The sequence below is a fragment of the Pedobacter psychrodurus genome, assembly GCF_004331735.1.
In the GTDB taxonomy this organism is placed as follows: domain Bacteria; phylum Bacteroidota; class Bacteroidia; order Sphingobacteriales; family Sphingobacteriaceae; genus Pedobacter; species Pedobacter psychrodurus.
On sequence record NZ_SJSO01000001.1, the window covers coordinates 353442 to 369800 of the forward strand.

General features: G+C 37.9%; 15 protein-coding genes. 7 read left to right on the top strand and 8 right to left on the bottom strand.

Features of this window, described 5'->3' with window-relative positions:
* Positions 1-128 precede the first annotated feature (128 nt).
* From metE to EZ456_RS01500, 3 genes are all read left to right on the top strand, one after another.
* Positions 129-2462, top strand: a complete 2334-nt coding sequence (gene metE, locus EZ456_RS01490) for a 5-methyltetrahydropteroyltriglutamate--homocysteine S-methyltransferase (protein ID WP_131526664.1) — start codon at positions 129-131, stop codon at positions 2460-2462.
* A gap of 124 nt (positions 2463-2586) precedes the next feature.
* Positions 2587-2973 (top strand): acyl-CoA thioesterase, encoded by a 387-nt coding sequence (locus EZ456_RS01495; protein WP_131526665.1) that lies wholly within the window; start codon positions 2587-2589, stop codon positions 2971-2973.
* 61 nt (positions 2974-3034) lie between these two features.
* Entirely contained in the window at positions 3035-3700 is a 666-nt protein-coding gene (locus EZ456_RS01500) for a class I SAM-dependent methyltransferase (RefSeq protein ID WP_131526667.1), read from the top strand.
* Between the two features lie 40 nt (positions 3701-3740).
* Here EZ456_RS01500 and EZ456_RS01505 read toward each other — a convergent pair whose 3' ends face one another.
* From EZ456_RS01505 to EZ456_RS01515, 3 genes are read right to left on the bottom strand one after another with little or no spacing between them, the layout of a single operon-like run.
* Positions 3741-4550, bottom strand: a complete 810-nt coding sequence (locus tag EZ456_RS01505; RefSeq protein WP_131526669.1) for a phosphatidate cytidylyltransferase — start codon at positions 4548-4550, stop codon at positions 3741-3743.
* Between the two features lie 47 nt (positions 4551-4597).
* Positions 4598-4804 carry a putative signal transducing protein gene (locus EZ456_RS01510; protein ID WP_165501203.1) on the bottom strand — a complete coding sequence of 69 codons (207 nt, stop codon included), beginning with the start codon at positions 4802-4804 and terminating at the stop codon, positions 4598-4600.
* Complete coding sequence (locus EZ456_RS01515) at positions 4785-5711, bottom strand: CPBP family intramembrane glutamic endopeptidase (RefSeq protein ID WP_131526673.1); 927 nt, start codon at positions 5709-5711, stop codon at positions 4785-4787. The genes EZ456_RS01510 and EZ456_RS01515 overlap by 20 nt, the downstream gene beginning before the upstream one ends.
* 43 nt (positions 5712-5754) lie before the next feature.
* Between EZ456_RS01515 and dusB the strand changes: the two genes are divergently transcribed.
* Both dusB and apaG read left to right on the top strand, forming a co-directional pair.
* Positions 5755-6762, top strand: a complete 1008-nt coding sequence (gene dusB, locus EZ456_RS01520; protein ID WP_131526675.1) for a tRNA dihydrouridine synthase DusB — start codon at positions 5755-5757, stop codon at positions 6760-6762.
* A gap of 36 nt (positions 6763-6798) precedes the next feature.
* Positions 6799-7185: a Co2+/Mg2+ efflux protein ApaG gene (apaG, locus tag EZ456_RS01525; protein ID WP_029274928.1), complete on the top strand. Its 387-nt coding sequence runs from the start codon at positions 6799-6801 to the stop codon at positions 7183-7185.
* A 448-nt stretch (positions 7186-7633) separates the two neighbouring features.
* Here apaG and EZ456_RS01530 read toward each other — a convergent pair whose 3' ends face one another.
* Complete coding sequence (locus EZ456_RS01530) at positions 7634-8329, bottom strand: zinc metallopeptidase (RefSeq protein WP_131526677.1); 696 nt, start codon at positions 8327-8329, stop codon at positions 7634-7636.
* Positions 8330-8413: 84 nt separating this feature from the next.
* On the opposite strand from EZ456_RS01530, the gene EZ456_RS01535 reads away from it, so the two are divergent.
* A complete protein-coding gene (locus EZ456_RS01535; RefSeq protein ID WP_131526680.1) occupies positions 8414-9550 on the top strand; it encodes an NAD(P)/FAD-dependent oxidoreductase in 1137 nt (378 codons plus the stop codon).
* 363 nt (positions 9551-9913) lie between these two features.
* On the opposite strand, the gene purU is transcribed toward EZ456_RS01535, so the two are convergent.
* Complete coding sequence (gene purU, locus EZ456_RS01540; RefSeq protein WP_131526682.1) at positions 9914-10753, bottom strand: formyltetrahydrofolate deformylase; 840 nt, start codon at positions 10751-10753, stop codon at positions 9914-9916.
* A gap of 118 nt (positions 10754-10871) precedes the next feature.
* Between purU and EZ456_RS01545 the strand changes: the two genes are divergently transcribed.
* Positions 10872-12248, top strand: coding sequence for a DNA recombination protein RmuC (locus tag EZ456_RS01545; RefSeq protein WP_131526684.1), 1377 nt, complete (start codon positions 10872-10874; stop codon positions 12246-12248).
* Positions 12249-12420: 172 nt separating this feature from the next.
* Here the strand turns inward: EZ456_RS01545 and thiL are convergent, their stop codons facing one another.
* The 3 genes from thiL to nadA form a co-directional block, all read right to left on the bottom strand.
* Entirely contained in the window at positions 12421-13461 is a 1041-nt protein-coding gene (gene thiL / locus EZ456_RS01550; RefSeq protein WP_131526686.1) for a thiamine-phosphate kinase, read from the bottom strand.
* A gap of 145 nt (positions 13462-13606) precedes the next feature.
* Positions 13607-14845: a dicarboxylate/amino acid:cation symporter gene (locus EZ456_RS01555; RefSeq protein WP_131526688.1), complete on the bottom strand. Its 1239-nt coding sequence runs from the start codon at positions 14843-14845 to the stop codon at positions 13607-13609.
* A 110-nt stretch (positions 14846-14955) separates the two neighbouring features.
* Positions 14956-15954 carry a quinolinate synthase NadA gene (gene nadA / locus EZ456_RS01560; protein WP_131526689.1) on the bottom strand — a complete coding sequence of 333 codons (999 nt, stop codon included), beginning with the start codon at positions 15952-15954 and terminating at the stop codon, positions 14956-14958.
* Positions 15955-16359 lie beyond the last annotated feature (405 nt).

Consider the following 16359-nt stretch of genomic DNA (forward strand, 5'->3'; position numbering starts at 1 on the left):
CTTTAAGCTTTTTGCTAATGAGTAGGCAGTTTGTGCACCAACCTTTCCTTTTAATTTTTAACAGAGAGTATTACAAAATATTGCTTTAAGAGCTTTTAAACGATTTATTTACTTAATCTTTAAAAGAGATGCTAACGCAAAATCTGGGCTATCCGCGAATAGGTAGCCAAAGGGAATTAAAGAAAATCTGCGAAAATTACTGGGCAGATAAAACTGGGTACAAAAATGTACTTCAGGTGGGAAAAAACATTCGCCACGAAAACTGGAACCTTCAAAAAGAAGCTGGGATTGATGTGATTCCATCAAACGATTTTTCTTTTTATGATCATGTACTCGACCATTCTTTAACTTTTGGAGCAATCCCGAAAAGGTACAATGAGGTGATCCTGAAAAAGGGGAATTCTGAACTTGATCTCTATTTTGCCATGGCCAGGGGTTATCAAAAAGAGGGATTAGATGTGGTAGCAATGGAAATGACCAAGTGGTTCGATACCAACTACCACTATATCGTTCCTGAGTTTTACAAAGATCAGCCTTTTAAACTTTTCTCTACCAAAATTATCGATGAGTTTTACGAGGCAAAACAATTGGGCATTACCACAAAACCCGTTTTAATCGGCCCAATTTCTTACCTTCTATTGGGAAAAGAAAAAGAAGCTGGCTTTGAAAAGATCGACCTGATCAAAAACCTCCTTCCGGTTTACATCGAGATTTTATCCCGCTTAGATGCTTTGGATGTAGAATATGTTCAGTTTGATGAGCCCTTTTTGACTTTAGACCTTACCGAAAAAGACAAGAAAGCTTACGAATATGTTTATAAAGAGATCAGAAAGGCTTTCCCTAGGTTAAAAGTTGTTTTGGCTACCTATTTCGAAGGTTTGGGGAATAATTTAGCACTAACTACTTCATTACCGGTAAATGTTATACATATCGATCTGGTGCGTGCTGAAGATCAATTGACGGATGTTTTAGCTTCATTAAAAGAAGATACCATACTCTCACTGGGTTTGGTAGATGGAAGAAACATCTGGAAAAATGATTTCGAGAAATCCATTTCAATCATTAATCAAGTTGTAGAAAAAAGGGGTCAGGATAAGGTATGGGTTGCTCCTTCTTGTTCATTAATCCACTCACCGGTTGATTTAGACAATGAAACTAACGAGCAAAACCTATCGGCAGAAATTAAACAGTGGCTGGCCTATGCAAAGCAAAAAATTGCAGAGATAGCTACCTTAAAAAAACTGATCACCAACGAAAGCCCTGCATCTACCCTGCAAAAACTTGAGGAAAACAAAATTGCGATTGCTAACCGTAAAGTTTCGAAAATCATTCATAATCCTGAAGTAAAAAACCGTGTTCTAGGTTTAAAGGGTCAGGATGCTGAAAGATTAAGTCCGTTTTCGAGCAGAAAAATCAAACAGCAAGAACTCAATCTGCCAAGTTATGCCACTACCACCATCGGATCATTTCCGCAAACCGCAGAAGTGAGAAGCTGGAGGGCCAAGCTTAAAAACGGAACTTTTACCGTTGAAGAATATGATGACCTCATTGCCAAAGAAACTGCTAAAGCCGTAAACTGGCAGGAAGAAATTGATCTTGACGTGTTGGTTCATGGAGAATTTGAACGCAACGATATGGTTGAATACTTCGGCGAGCAGCTTGATGGTTTTGCTTTCTCCAAAAATGGCTGGGTACAGAGTTATGGCTCGCGCTGTGTAAAACCGCCAATCATTTTCGGCGATGTTTCGCGCCCTAAACCCATGACGGTAAAATGGACCGCCTATGCGCAGTCGCTTACCTCAAAATACATGAAAGGTATGTTAACTGGTCCGGTAACTATACTGCAGTGGTCGTTCGTACGTAATGACCAACCAAGATCCGAAACCTGCACTCAAATTGCCCTGGCCATCCGAGATGAGGTTTGCGACCTGGAAAATGCAGGGATAAAAATCATTCAGATTGATGAGCCCGCCATTAGAGAAGGTTTACCATTGCGCAAAGCTGATTGGCAAACTTACCTGAACTGGGCGGTTAAAGCCTTTAAAATTTCGGCAAGCGGTGTGAAAGACGATACGCAGATCCACACGCACATGTGTTACTCGGAATTTAACGATATCATCCAAAACATTGCCGATATGGATGCTGATGTGATCACCATCGAAACATCACGTTCGCAGATGGAGTTATTAGATGCGTTTGCCGATTTTAAATATCCAAACGAAATTGGTCCAGGTGTATACGATATTCACTCTCCAAGGGTTCCGAAGAGGGAAGAAATGGTTCAGCTACTCAAAAAAGCAAAGGCTGTTATTCCCTCCGAGCAACTCTGGGTAAATCCTGATTGTGGTTTAAAAACCCGCGGCTGGGACGAAACCAAAAAAGCATTAATAGAAATGGTAGAAGCTGCTAAAGAAATGCGTAAAACCGAAGAGGTTCTGACTGCAGATCTTCAGGCGAATTAATCTCTTCATTTTTTGCCACAGAGACACGGATCGTTTTCTCTAAAGCAAACCCCTACTTTGGCAACTTTCTACTAAAAATAACCAGAAAGTTGCCAAAGCTTTTTACAGCACCTATATTTAACCCATGACCCTAGAAGAAAGAATAGAAAATTCTAAAACCAGCATTTTTAAAGCCGTTTTCCCAAATACAACAAATCATTACGACACTCTTTTCGGCGGAACAGCCATGCATTTAATGGACGAAGTTGCTTTTATTACCGCAACCCGTTTTAGCCGTCAGATTATGGTTACCGTTAGCAGCGACAGGATAGATTTTAAAAAACCAATCCCCGCGGGCACTATCGTAGAGCTTATCGGCAAGGTAAACCATGTGGGTAATACCAGTTTAAAAGTTAATGTTGAAATTTATATCGAGCAGATGTATGCCGAAGGAAGAGAATTAGCCGTACATGGCGATTTTACTTTTGTGGCGATCGATGAAAATAAAAAACCGATTCAGGTGATTAAATAATCTTATAAGCCTTAGCCAAAAAGATGTAAAAATCATAACGACTAAATCTTTAAATTTGATTATGGAACAGCAACTTTCTGAGGAAGACTTAAAAAATATTGCCAGGCAGTTGGGCTGTCCTGAAGGCGAGCACGGCATTAAAACAGGCGAAATGATGCATGCCAATAATATCGGTATGACAACTTCTGCAATTGATGCATTAGATCTTCAAAATAATGAGACTCTTTTAGAAATCGGTCATGGCAACGGCGGACATATTGCCCAGTTATTATCAGAAGCCGAAAACCTCAACTATTTTGGAGTTGATATTTCTGCTACAATTATTGCCGAGGCCGAGAAGATTAATAAGGATTTCATCGCTGAAGGAAAAGTTCATTTTGAACTAACAGATGGAAATAGTCTGCCTTTCGATAGTCATAAGTTCGACAAAATTTTTACGGTTAATACGATATACTTCTGGGCAAACCCTGGCGAATACCTTAATGAGATTATGCGAACTTTAAAGCCAACTGGTTTACTAGCCCTATGTTTTGCTGATAAAAACTTCATGCAAAACCTTCCTTTTACTCCGTATGGCTTTACACTTTACGAGGTAGAAACCGTAAAAGAATTATTAGAAAAAGCGGATCTTACAATTAAAAATACCGTTAAAAAATTAGAGCAGGTACAAAGTAAAACCGGTGAACAGATAGAAAGAGCATATTATGTTATAACAGCTACTGCATAAGAAACATCAATTAGTGCCTTCGTGTCTTTGTGGTCAACCATTAGTATAAAATCAAATACAGATAGGCGTAAACCACCGGAGCAGCCAGTAACAATCCATCAAAACGATCTAACAACCCCCCATGGCCCGGTAATAAACCACCACTATCTTTCGTATCCAAACTGCGTTTAAGCATCGATTCTACTAAATCTCCTAAAGTACCAAAGCTTGCAATCAATACAGCCATACCAATCCAAACCCAAACTGGACTTTCTGTAAACAGAAATGATAATCCAAAAGCCACCAAAACACTGGTGAGCATACCTCCGAAAAAACCTTCCCAGCTTTTCTTTGGCGAGTGGCGCTCGAACAATTTGCGTTTGCCATATTTTACACCAAAAAGATAAGCGCCTGTATCATTTGCCCAAAGCATTAGTAAAAATGCCAAGGGAAGATGAAAGTTATATTCGTTCCAGTTTTTCAAAAACCCCAAAGCATGAAAAAAACAGAAAGGAATGGTTACATAAACAAAGCCAACAAAAGTGTAGGAGATGTTGGCGAATGGAATTTTGTTCTTTTTATATAGCTCCGTAATAAAAACCGAGAAAATTAGCGGGATACACAGCAACAGGTACTTTACATCGTATTTAAGGTAGTGTAGACCTGCCGCCATCAAAAATACTAATGAGGCAGCAACTAAACCAATATTGCGGTGTGGCCTGATTCCTGCATTTTTAATCAGCTTATAAAACTCAAACAAAGCCAAAACACTTAAAACAAGATAAAATATAGTAAAAGTATAGCTCCCCAGAAGGATAGAGCCAAGCATTACGATGGTAAAAAAGAAAGCGGTTATTGCCCTGGTTTTCATGCTAAAAATGTAAAATGGGAGATGTGAAATGGATAAGGTTTAACATGTTACTCAATTTCGTTTTCTACGATGTATTCTATGGCTTTATCGAAATCTACCTTATTCACCAAAACATTTATTTCGCCAATATTATATGCCGAGAGCTGTTTGTTTATCGTTACCGCTGGAATTCCGGCTTCTGTTAATCCCTGTTTTAATACCTCCGCAGCAAAGGCATCGCTGGTGGTATATACTTTAATCCAATTTTCGCTCACGTGTTGCGCTATCTTTAAAAAATTTAAACAAAGCTATGGTAATTATTGCACTAATTAAATAGCCATACCATGGAAAACCGATCGGTTCATCAGCTTTATCAAGCGGCATATGATGTTTTTGCATATAAAAAGCCGCACAAACCGCATAGGCATTGTTTATAAAGTGCGCCAGCATGGCATACCAAATGCTTCCGCTATAGTAATACAGGTAGCCAAAACCTGCACCCAATAACATACGTGGTACAAAACCATAAAACTGAACATGAATGGCGCTGAAAATTATGGCTGATAACCAAATAGCGACATGGGGGTTCTCAAAAGCCCTGTTTAACGATCGCTGCACACCACCACGAAACATCAATTCTTCGCCTATAGCAGGTATAACTGCAATCATTACCAGGTTTACAACAAAATCGAAATTACTGCGCACAGTGATCAATTGAATGGTCATTTTCATTGCAATAGTCTCCTTTTCCTTCATCCACTGTTCTATTTTATGCAAAAAATCAGGCAAAACCATTTTCTGATTCCATATCACAGTCCATTCCATAAATGGCATACTCAGCATCATAATGGCCAGAACAAGCACAGCTAACAAGAATTTTGGTTGCCTGAAAAGATAAAATTCCTTTACTTTTTTCCTTTCTGTTAGGGCCAGGGCGATTGGAGGTAAAATAAATGTTCCGATCGAACTTAATATCTGTATCACTTTAAAACCACCAATATACTTTGGGTCACCGGCTAAAAGCGTATCCAAATTACTTACTATTCCTAAGCCATACATCATCAAAACGATAGCAACAGCTATAACCCCAAACACAAGCCCGCCTATAACTGCGTAAAATAAAAGTAAAAGTAATTGTAAGAAAGGATTGATTTCCTCCTTGTTAGGTGTAACAAAATTCATTATTTGTACCTTTGTATGTTTTATTAATCGTTGAAGATAGAAAATGTCTGTTAAGATAGGAAATATAGATTTAGGTGAGTTCCCATTATTACTGGCTCCCATGGAGGATGTAAGTGATCCGCCATTCCGTTATGTATGCAAAAAAAATGGAGCTGATATGATGTACACCGAATTTATTTCTTCGGAGGGTTTGATCCGTGATGCGGCAAAAAGCAGACAAAAGCTCGATATTTTCGAATACGAAAGGCCAATTGGCATTCAGATTTTTGGTGGTGATATCGATCATATGAGGGAAGCATCAGAAATTGCCTCTGCTGCAGGACCTGATCTTGTTGACATCAATTATGGCTGTCCGGTTAAAAACGTGGTATGTAAAGGAGCGGGCTCTAGCCTGTTACAGGATATTGATAAAATGGTAAAAATGACCGATGCGGTAGTTAAAGCTTCACATTTACCCGTTACCGTTAAAACCCGCCTTGGTTGGGATGATAACACCAAAAACGTTTACGAAGTGGCCGAGCGGCTTCAGGATGTGGGCATTCAGGCCCTTACAATTCATGGCAGAACAAGAGCTCAATTATACAAAGGAGAGGCCGATTGGTCGCTTATCCGCGAAATTAAACGCAATCCACGCATCAAAATCCCGATTTTTGGTAATGGCGATGTAGACAGTCCTGAAAAAGCGGCTAACTGGCGCATGGAATATGAGATCGATGGCATTATGATCGGCCGTGCTGCAATTGGTTACCCGTGGATTTTCCGCGAGGTAAAACATTTTTTTAAAACAGGCGAACACCTTCCCGGACCAACTATTGAAGAACGCATTGAAGTTTGCCGTACGCATTTAGATAAATCGTTAGAATGGAAAGGCCCTAAAACCGGAATTTTCGAAATGCGCCGCCATTATGCAAATTATTTTAAAGGCCTGCCAGACTTTAAACCTTACCGTATGCGTTTGGTGGCCGAACCCGATATCAACAACATTTACAGTATTTTAGAAGAAGTGGCAGAAAAATTTGCCGACTACGATGCTACTAAAGTACTGGCTTGATTTTTGAAAGGTTTTTTTATACATTCGTAAATCATCATGGTTACAGCTATTACAGACGGTGTTAAAGTTTCAGTTGAAACAGTTTACCAGCCAGAATATTCAAATCCGGCCAATGAACATTATATGTTCGCTTATCGCGTAGAAATTTCTAATCTTTCTGATTATGCCGTACAATTAATGCGCCGCCAATGGTTTATTTTTGATTCGAACAGTAGCCGAAGAGAGGTAGAAGGTGAGGGCGTTGTTGGTTTACAGCCCATTATCCAGCCTGGCGAAACACATGTATATGTTTCAGGCTGTAATCTAAAAACCGATATGGGCAGCATGAAAGGTGCGTACCTAATGAAACGTGATATAGACGGATCTGAGTTTGAGGTTGATATTCCAGAGTTTCAGTTAATTGCTCCTTATAAATTAAATTAATAATTATCTTATTGTTGTCACCCTGAGCGAAGTCGAAGGGCAAAACCAACATTCATTTTTTAGAAAAGCAATTTCAGCATTTCATTTTTAGGTTAGTCCTGCTTTTTGTTTCAAGTCCTCGCTGCGCTGTGGGCTTTCCACGTCAATCAGGTTTAAACTGCAATGATCCTGCTACTTATTAAAGTCTAATTTCATCTATAGAAAATAAAATTCTACACCCAGCAACTCCACCTAGTACTACTAACCTCGCCACCTAAACCTGATCGGAGCGAGAATGCCGATTCTTCATCGGCAGAAGCGGGAGCAGGACCAGAGCCCGCCTAAGCACTACAAAACCTGCTTTCCAAACAAGAAATAAATAAACTACTTTACTTTCAAAAACATTCATAAACCAAAAACGGCCAGGATTAACCCGGCCGTTCTGTGCTTTTCATAATTAGATATATCTTTAATCTCTGCTTCTTCCAAAAAGCATCGATGCGTAATACAATAAATTGGCTAATGCACCAACAGCTGCTACAACATAAGTCATGGCTGCCCACCAAAGCGCATCTTTAGCCTGCGCATTTTCTTCTTGTGTTTGCATTACACCATTATTGTTTTTTAGCCAGGCCAATGCACGGTTACTGGCATCAAATTCAACTGGTAGGGTAATGATACTAAATATGGTTACCAATGCTAAACCTACTACACCAATAGCCAAAACAATTGGATTTCCGGTAAAGCCTATTAACAATGCACCAATTAATAACACCCATTGCAAAAGGTTGGATGATATACTTACCACAGGAACCATACTGCTTCTTAATTGCAACCAGTTATAAGATTTCGCCTGTTGCAAGGCATGTCCGCATTCGTGTGCCGCTACAGCCGCGGCAGCTACGCTTCGGCTATAATATACATCTGTACTTAAATTAACGGTTTTATCTGATGGATTGTAATGATCTGTTAGTTGTCCTTCTGTACTCATCACCTTCACGTCGTATATCCCATTATCATGTAGCATTCTTTCTGCTACCTCTTTGCCCGATAAACCTGAGCTAAGTTGCATTTCGGCATACTTAGAAAACTTATTTCTAAACCGCCATTGTACAAACATGCTCAGCAATAATACCGGGATGATTAATATTAAATAAACTCCCATTTTCTTTCTGTATGTTTTTCGTTTAACACATATCAAAAAGCGTTCCCATATTATTTGACTGTTAAAAAATGGTACATTTATACTATGCCAACAGCATTTTCATATTGGGAGAAGGAGTCATTTTTTACTTACGATATCATTATTATCGGCAGTGGAATTGTGGGTTTAAATGCTGCTATCCAGCTTAAAAAAACTGTGCCAACTTTAAAAATAGCCATACTCGAAAGGGGCTTTTTACCAAGTGGTGCCAGCACCAAAAATGCGGGTTTTGCGTGCTTTGGTAGCATTTCTGAACTCATTGAGCAAGAAGAATGTACTGGCTTAGATGGCCTCGCTTTACTTATAGAAAAACGCTGGAAGGGCCTAATTAAACTGCGGTGTTTATTGGGCGATAAAACCATTGATTACCAATGTTTAGGCGGATACGAATTATTTAAAATTGATGACATTTTTTTGGCCGACACATGTGTATCCAAAATTGAACATTTTAATCGTCTTATTAACGATGTTGTTGGCGCAAATGCTTTTGGCCTTGCCAATACGAAAATTGGCTCCTTTGGTTTTGGAGGTATCGGAACTTTAATCGAAAACCAGTATGAAGCACAAATTGATAGCGGTAAAATGATGTTTGCCTTAATTCAATATGCGCAAAACCTCGGTATTAGTATTTTTAATAATTGTACAGTAGATGAAATTCAACCAGAAATATCCGGTTCGAGGTTACTAACCAAAAATGGAAACTTTTTTTGTAAGCAAGTAGTGATCACCACAAATGCATTTATAAAAGATTTATTACCTGATGTTGATATTACACCAGGCCGTGGACAGGTTTTAATTACCAAGCCCCTTAAAGATTTAAAAATAGCAGGTACCTTCCATTATGATAGCGGTTTTTACTATTTCAGAAATATAAATGGTAGAATTTTATTAGGTGGTGGTAGAAATATTGATTTTAAAGCCGAAGAAACAACCGAATTTGGCCAAACTGAAGCGGTACAGCAGGCACTGGAAGATTTATTAAAAAATGTAATCCTCCCTAAAGTTAATTATGAAATTGATTATCGCTGGAGTGGTATTATGGCTTTTGGAAAAATTTTGGAACCCCTTATAGAAGAGATTAAGCCCAATATCTTTTGTGCTACAAGGTGCAACGGAATGGGCATAGCAATTGGTTCGCAAACAGGAGAAGATGTAGCAAACCTGCTACTGAAGAGATTATAGCTTTTTTACCATAGAGAACCAAAAAAAAACAGCGCGCACGAAGTTCGCTTTTCCATGCTCTTATATTTCTGTTTTTAAAGATCCTTCATTGCATTACCAATGACAGATTCTGAAAATCGTCGTCTTTCCCGCGCAGGCGGGAATCTTAATGCAACCTACAACCCCCTATCAAGGCATTACGATTCCCAATCAAGTTGGGAATGACGATACCCCGCATAATGTCATTATTACTTTAATGTTTTAGCTAAAAACTGAATTCTCAGGATGACATTTTCGCATAAATTTTCCAGCTACCTAGCACTCCGCTCGAAATGAAAGCATATCAATCAATCCGCCAAACCCTAAGCACCTAACGCCTAGCGCTTACTTAAACACAATTGTCTTATTACCACTCACAAAAACGCGGTCTTCGAAAATGAGCTCTAAGGCTTCTAATAACACCTTTTTCTCTATTTCTTTTCCTGCACGAACCATTTCTTTTACCCCAAAATTGTGGTCTACATGATTGGTATGCTGGGTAATAATCGGGCCTTCATCCAGGTTATCGGTAACAAAATGGGCAGTTGCACCAATAATTTTTACGCCGCGTTCAAAAGCTTGACGGTAGGGATTGGCACCTATAAAAGCTGGTAAAAAGGAATGATGAATATTGATAATTTTACCCGAATAATCTTTTACAAAATCGGCAGACAGGATTCGCATAAATTTGGCTAATACTAAATAATCTACCTCAAACTGATTAATGATATCTTTTACTTCAGTCTCGAATTCACTTTTATCCTTATTAGTATGATCGACGTAAAAATAAGGAATACCTAATTTTTCGGTAAAATCTCTCAGACTTTCATAATTGCCAATTACACATTTAACATTAGCACCTAAAGTTTTAAACTGGTTTTTAATCAATATTTCTGCTAAACAATGGTACTCTTTCGTTACTAAAACAGCAATCTGTTTCTCCTGTTGGGCAATTAAGTTTACCTCAGCAGCATTTGGTAAATTTTCTAAAAGTTTTTCCTTTAATTTTTCTGCATCCTCCAGGTTTCCGGTACAGGCCATGCGGGTAAAAAACGATTTATTGGCTTCATCTACGAACTCGCGCATCGCAATAATATTCAACTGATGTGCAGCGAGTACCCGGGTAATATTAGTAACTAAACCAACTTGGTCGGGGCAGGATATAAGGACTGTTAATGCATTCATTTATAAAAAAGTAATGCCCAATTATAGAAATTTTTTTCCGTTATTTTCCGATCACAATAACTAAAATTTTTTGGTATATCTATTTTAAATCTTCATTTTTGCTAAAATTTTTATCATTATGGAGATCGCTGGCATTGCTTTACTAATCGTTATTTTAATTGTTCTGGTTTTTTTATTATTAAAGAAACCAAAGGCAGCACTTTCTGTTATTTCAGTAGACGATTTTGAAAAGATAAAAAGTGAAAATGAATCGTTAAAAATTAGTTTAGCTAAAGCAGACGAACGTGTTTCTAACCTAACCGTAGAAAAAGAGCACATTACCGTGCTACTTAAACAAGAGCAGCAACGATTAATTGATGAATTACAAGCTGAACGCGATCGGCTTGCAGATGCCAACCGCGAGCTCGAAAGTACCAGATCTTTCTACCTCGCCGAAAAGGAAAAACTTGCAGAACAAAAGCTAAGCTTTGAGCAATCGCAAGAAAAACTGAACAAAGACTTCGAATTAATCGCCAATAAAATTTTAGAAGAGAAATCTACCAAATTTATCGAGCAGAACAGAACCAATTTAGACATCATTTTAAATCCTTTGAAAGAAAATATTAAGGCTTTTGAAGATAAAGTAGAAAAGGTTTACAAAGCGGAGTCGGATGAAAGAAATACACTGAAAGGTGTAATTTCACTATTAATGGATCAAAGTAAACAGATTCAGGAAGATGCCAATAATTTAACCAAAGCTTTAAAAGGCGACAGTAAAAGGCAAGGAAACTGGGGAGAAGTAATTTTAGAAAAAGTTTTAGAACGCTCTGGTTTAGTACGCGATCAGGAATACCGCATTCAAGCCTCGCATACATCCGCCGAAGGCGGTCGCTACCAGCCCGATGTGGTAATCGATCTGCCTGACAACAAACACCTTGTTGTCGACGCTAAGGTATCATTGGTTGCTTATGAACGTTCTGTATCTGCAGAGACGGATGAAGAGCGTGACGGCTTTATAAAAGGCCATCTAGCCTCAATTAAGAATCACATTCAGGAATTATCTGCTAAAAACTACCAGGATTTATATAAAATCAATTCTCCGGATTTTGTTTTACTGTTTGTTCCGATCGAATCTTCTTTCAGTATTGCGGTTCAAAAAGATGCCGAACTGTTCAATTTTGCCTGGGATAGAAGGGTTGTGATTGTGAGTCCATCAACGTTACTAGCCACCTTGCGCACCATTGCCAGCATGTGGAAACAAGAACGCCAAAACCGGAATGTAATGGAAATTGCCCGTTTAAGTGGCAGTATGTATGATAAGTTTGTGGGCTTTATTTCTGATATGGAAAATATTGGTAAACACATCAAAAACGGACAGGATGCTTATGATAAAGCCATCAATAAATTGTCTTTAGGCGCCGGAAATTTAACCAATACTTCAGAAAAGATTAAAAAATTGGGTGCAAAAACCACCAAACAGATTGATACGAAATATTTGGATATCAACGAGGAATAGAAGATGCAAAATCACCTAAATTTTTTATCACTTTTATTTTTTCAGTCAAAAGCGTGCCTTTTTAGTCCGAATAAAAATCGTCATTGCGAGGAAGAATGACGAAGCAATCTTTCTCAATAAAAAGATTGCTTCGTCGGCTGAAAAGCCTTCTCGCAATGACGAATATATAATATTATTTATTAAAAGCATTCCAACCCTGAGCCTTCAGCTCATGTACTTTTTCTGATTTAGAAACCATTTTACAACCCGAATTTTTATCGGTAACATGGCCGATCACGGTGATATCTACATCATGTTTCAATTTTTTGTAATCTTCCTGACTGATGGTAAACAACAATTCATAATCTTCGCCACCACTTAAAGCACAAACTGTAGGATCTAAACCTAGTTCACGGGCGGTTTCATAAGTCATTGGATCTAAAGGAATTTTCTCTTCGTAAATGGTCATTCCTTTATCTGATTGTTCTGCCAAATGCAAAATTTCAGACGCTAACCCATCCGAAACATCAATCATCGAAGTTGGTTTTATATTCATTTCATCTAAAAGTGCAATAATATCCATCCTTGCTTCTGGTTTCAATTGTCTTTCGATGATATAATCTTTACCTTCTAAATCTGGCTGGATTTGTGGGTTTTCCAGATAGATTAATTTCTCTCTTTCTAAAATTTGCAGGCCTAAATAAGCACCACCCAAATCGCCAGAAACACATAATAAATCGTGTTCTTGGGCACCGTTTCTGTACACCACTTTATCGGCATCGGCATAACCAATACTGGTAATACTGATTACCAGCCCTTGCTTGCTTGAGGAAGTATCTCCGCCAATTAAATCGATGTTGTATTTGTTGCAGGCCAGTTCAATTCCTTTATAAATTTCTTCAACAGCTTCTAATGGAAATTTGCTCGACAAACCCAGCGAAACCGTGATTTGGCTTGCTTTTCCATTCATGGCATAAATATCACTCAAATTTACCTGAACAGCTTTGTAACCTAAGTGCATTAAAGGCACATAAGCCAAATCGAAATGGATTCCTTCCAGCAATAAATCGGTCGAAATTAAGGTCTGCTTTCCTTTAGCATCTAAAACGGCAGCATCATCGCCAACCCCTTTTACCGAATAATCGTTTTTAATTTTAAAATTAGTAGTTAGGTGTTTGATCAACCCAAATTCTCCTAATTCATTAATATCTGTACGCTCTTTATTTTCAAACATATGCAATAGTTAGAGGCGGAGCCCCCGGTTTTTATTTTTTTAAAATCAATTGTCATTCTGAGTATAGCGAAGAACCCGAAGGCTCTGCGAAGCAAATCTTTAACTGCACTAGGCCGATACTTCACTTTTGGAGATCCTTCCTTCGTCAGGATGACAAATCCTTACTTTCCATCCAATTCTTACCTTCGGTAAACCTGGCAATTAACATGGCTGCAACATTATCACCGGTAGCATTTAACAAAGTAGCCATCGGATCTACCAAAGTTCCAATAATCATAGCTGGTGGTAGAGCCTCTGGGGGCAATTGGTAAGCCGAAATCATTAATAATTCGCCAATATAACCGCCGTTTGGTATTCCACCTTCTACAATACTCACTAAAACAGTAATACCCAGTGCCAAAATAATGGTATCAACATGTACTAAATCTTTACCAAAAATGGCAAAAACAACAGCAATTTTAACAATAGAACTGATACTCGAGCCATCTTTATGCAAAGTCGAGCCTAACGGAATCGTCACATTGGTAATATAACCGGGTACCCCCATTTTTCGCGCACCATCTAAATTCGCAGGAATAGTGGCAATACTGCTACAGGTTCCGATTGAAGTTAAAGACGGCACAATATTATTTTTCCAAAATACTTTTATCGCTTTAAATCCACCAGCAACAAAAGCATATAAGGTAAAAAAAACGATAAAATAAAATGCACCAACTCCATAGTATAAACCCAAAGCTTTCGCATAAGTACCAAAAAGCTGTGGACCGAAAACCCCAACCTGATAGGCAAAATAAGCGCCCAAACCAACGGGACCTAATTTCATAATTAAAATGATGAGTTTTTTCATCACTTCATTACCAGAAACCAGAAAGTTTTTAAAGCCATCGCCCTCTTTCCCAGAATATAGCGTAGAAAAACCAACTAATACTGAAAAAATAATCAGTGCAAGCATATTTTTCCGACTTCCGATTTCAAAAAATTCTCCTACTGTTAAAAGTTGGGTCATTTGTTCGCCAAACGACTGTATTTTTTCTGGTTCAGTTGGTAAAGGCGTATTTCCTAATTGCTGATGAATCGGAAAAATCCATGTGGCTACCAGCGTTAAAACAGCAGAAATTAATATCGTGGAAAGAAAAACCAAAACCATAATGGTTAATAATCTTCCTAATTTCTTTGTCCGATCGATGTTCGCAATTGCCGATGAAACCGCAAAAAATACCAATGGAATAACTGCAGTAAACAACAGGTTTAAAAATATATCTCCTAATGGTTTTATACTCTCAACACTTTTCCCAAAAATTAAGCCCACAATACTTCCAACAGTTATTCCTGCCAAAAGCCATAATAAGCCTGAGTAATTTTTAAGAATGTTGTTTTTTTCCATATACTTATTTTCCGTCATTGTGAGGCCCGAAGCAATCTTACAACTATCGCTACCAGCGAGCGCATTAAGATTGCTTTGTCGTACCTCCTCGCAATGACGATTTTTATTTTCTACAAGCCCAATTCTGCCGAAATATCCAGCATGCGTTGGATAGGTTTACGCGCAAGATCAATAATATGCTCAGGTACAGTTACTTCAGGCAAACCATTTTTAATACATAAATATAGTTTTTCTAAAGTATTTCTTTTCATGTAAGGACAATCGTTACAAGCACAGCTATTGTTCGGCGGTGCCGGAATAAATGTTTTTGTTGGATTTGCCTTTTCCATCTGGTGGATAATTCCACTTTCGGTAGCTACAATAAATTCTGTAGCTGGATTGGTAATCGTATATTTTAAAAGTCCGGTTGTTGAACCGATATAATCAGCCATTTTCAAAACCACTTCTTCACATTCGGGATGCGCAATAAACTTAGCGTTCGGATGGCGTTCTTTCAGCTTTGTTATTTTCTCCTGTGAAAAAATTTCATGCACCATACAGGCACCATTCCACAACACCAAATCGCGTCCGGTTTTCTTTGCCACATAAGCACCTAAATTTCGATCGGGACCGAATATTATTTTTTGCTCTTTAGGCAAACTCTCTACAATTTGAACTGCATTTGTACTTGTACAAACAATATCACTTAAAGCTTTTAATTCGGCCGTGCAGTTTACATAAGTGATGACCAGGTGATCTGGATATTTTTCTTTAAACTTTCTAAATAAATGTGGCGGACAACTATCTGCTAATGAGCAACCTGCCTTTACATCTGGTAATAAAACGGTTTTATTAGGCGATAAAATCTTTGCCGTTTCTGCCATAAAATGCACGCCTGCAAACACAATCACATCAGCATCCGTTTTTGCAGCTTCCTGCGATAAGCCTAAACTATCACCAATATAATCTGCAATATCCTGAATGTCAGGTTCTTGATAGTAATGTGCAAGAATAATGGCATTCTTTTCCTTTTTTAATTTCTCAATCTCCGCAAAAAGATCGAGCGTAGGATCAATTTCTTCTTCTGCGAAACCTTTTTTATTGATTTCTTCTAAGACATCTATGTTCATTTTAAAATTTTCCTTTTTTGAATTTTGACGTTGGCCAAAGATAAAGCTTTCAACGTCTCAATAATTAATAAGTATTTTTAAATAAATAAATCTTGTTTGTTTATTAGTGTGTTAGTATTGTTGGCAAGTTTCGAAAAAAAGTTCTTTTATGTAAGTTGTTAATCGTTTACTAACATTTAGATTACATTTCTATAACATCATGAGTTTGATTTTCAGCACTATCGAAAAGTCACTCTATTTTTATCAATACCCGAATGTTAATTGTTTATAAGTGGGTAAAAAGTTAACTACTTGTACAAAGGTGCTTAAAAATTACTTAAAAGATTGTGGCAAATTGTCTTTTTAGAGTAGCTTTAAACATTCAAATTTATTTGTTAGGATAATTTAGACACAGAGTTAACATTT

Coding starts and splice junctions, on each gene's coding strand:
- metE (WP_131526664.1), top strand. CDS start 129: ATGCTAACGCAAAATCTGGGCTATCCGCGAATAGGTAGCCAAAGGGAA.
- EZ456_RS01495 (WP_131526665.1), top strand. CDS start 2,587: ATGACCCTAGAAGAAAGAATAGAAAATTCTAAAACCAGCATTTTTAAA.
- EZ456_RS01500 (WP_131526667.1), top strand. CDS start 3,035: ATGGAACAGCAACTTTCTGAGGAAGACTTAAAAAATATTGCCAGGCAG.
- EZ456_RS01505 (WP_131526669.1), bottom strand. CDS start 4,550: ATGAAAACCAGGGCAATAACCGCTTTCTTTTTTACCATCGTAATGCTT.
- EZ456_RS01515 (WP_131526673.1), bottom strand. CDS start 5,711: ATGAATTTTGTTACACCTAACAAGGAGGAAATCAATCCTTTCTTACAA.
- dusB (WP_131526675.1), top strand. CDS start 5,755: ATGTCTGTTAAGATAGGAAATATAGATTTAGGTGAGTTCCCATTATTA.
- apaG (WP_029274928.1), top strand. CDS start 6,799: ATGGTTACAGCTATTACAGACGGTGTTAAAGTTTCAGTTGAAACAGTT.
- EZ456_RS01530 (WP_131526677.1), bottom strand. CDS start 8,329: ATGGGAGTTTATTTAATATTAATCATCCCGGTATTATTGCTGAGCATG.
- EZ456_RS01535 (WP_131526680.1), top strand. CDS start 8,414: ATGCCAACAGCATTTTCATATTGGGAGAAGGAGTCATTTTTTACTTAC.
- purU (WP_131526682.1), bottom strand. CDS start 10,753: ATGAATGCATTAACAGTCCTTATATCCTGCCCCGACCAAGTTGGTTTA.
- EZ456_RS01545 (WP_131526684.1), top strand. CDS start 10,872: ATGGAGATCGCTGGCATTGCTTTACTAATCGTTATTTTAATTGTTCTG.
- thiL (WP_131526686.1), bottom strand. CDS start 13,461: ATGTTTGAAAATAAAGAGCGTACAGATATTAATGAATTAGGAGAATTT.
- EZ456_RS01555 (WP_131526688.1), bottom strand. CDS start 14,845: ATGGAAAAAAACAACATTCTTAAAAATTACTCAGGCTTATTATGGCTT.
- nadA (WP_131526689.1), bottom strand. CDS start 15,954: ATGAACATAGATGTCTTAGAAGAAATCAATAAAAAAGGTTTCGCAGAA.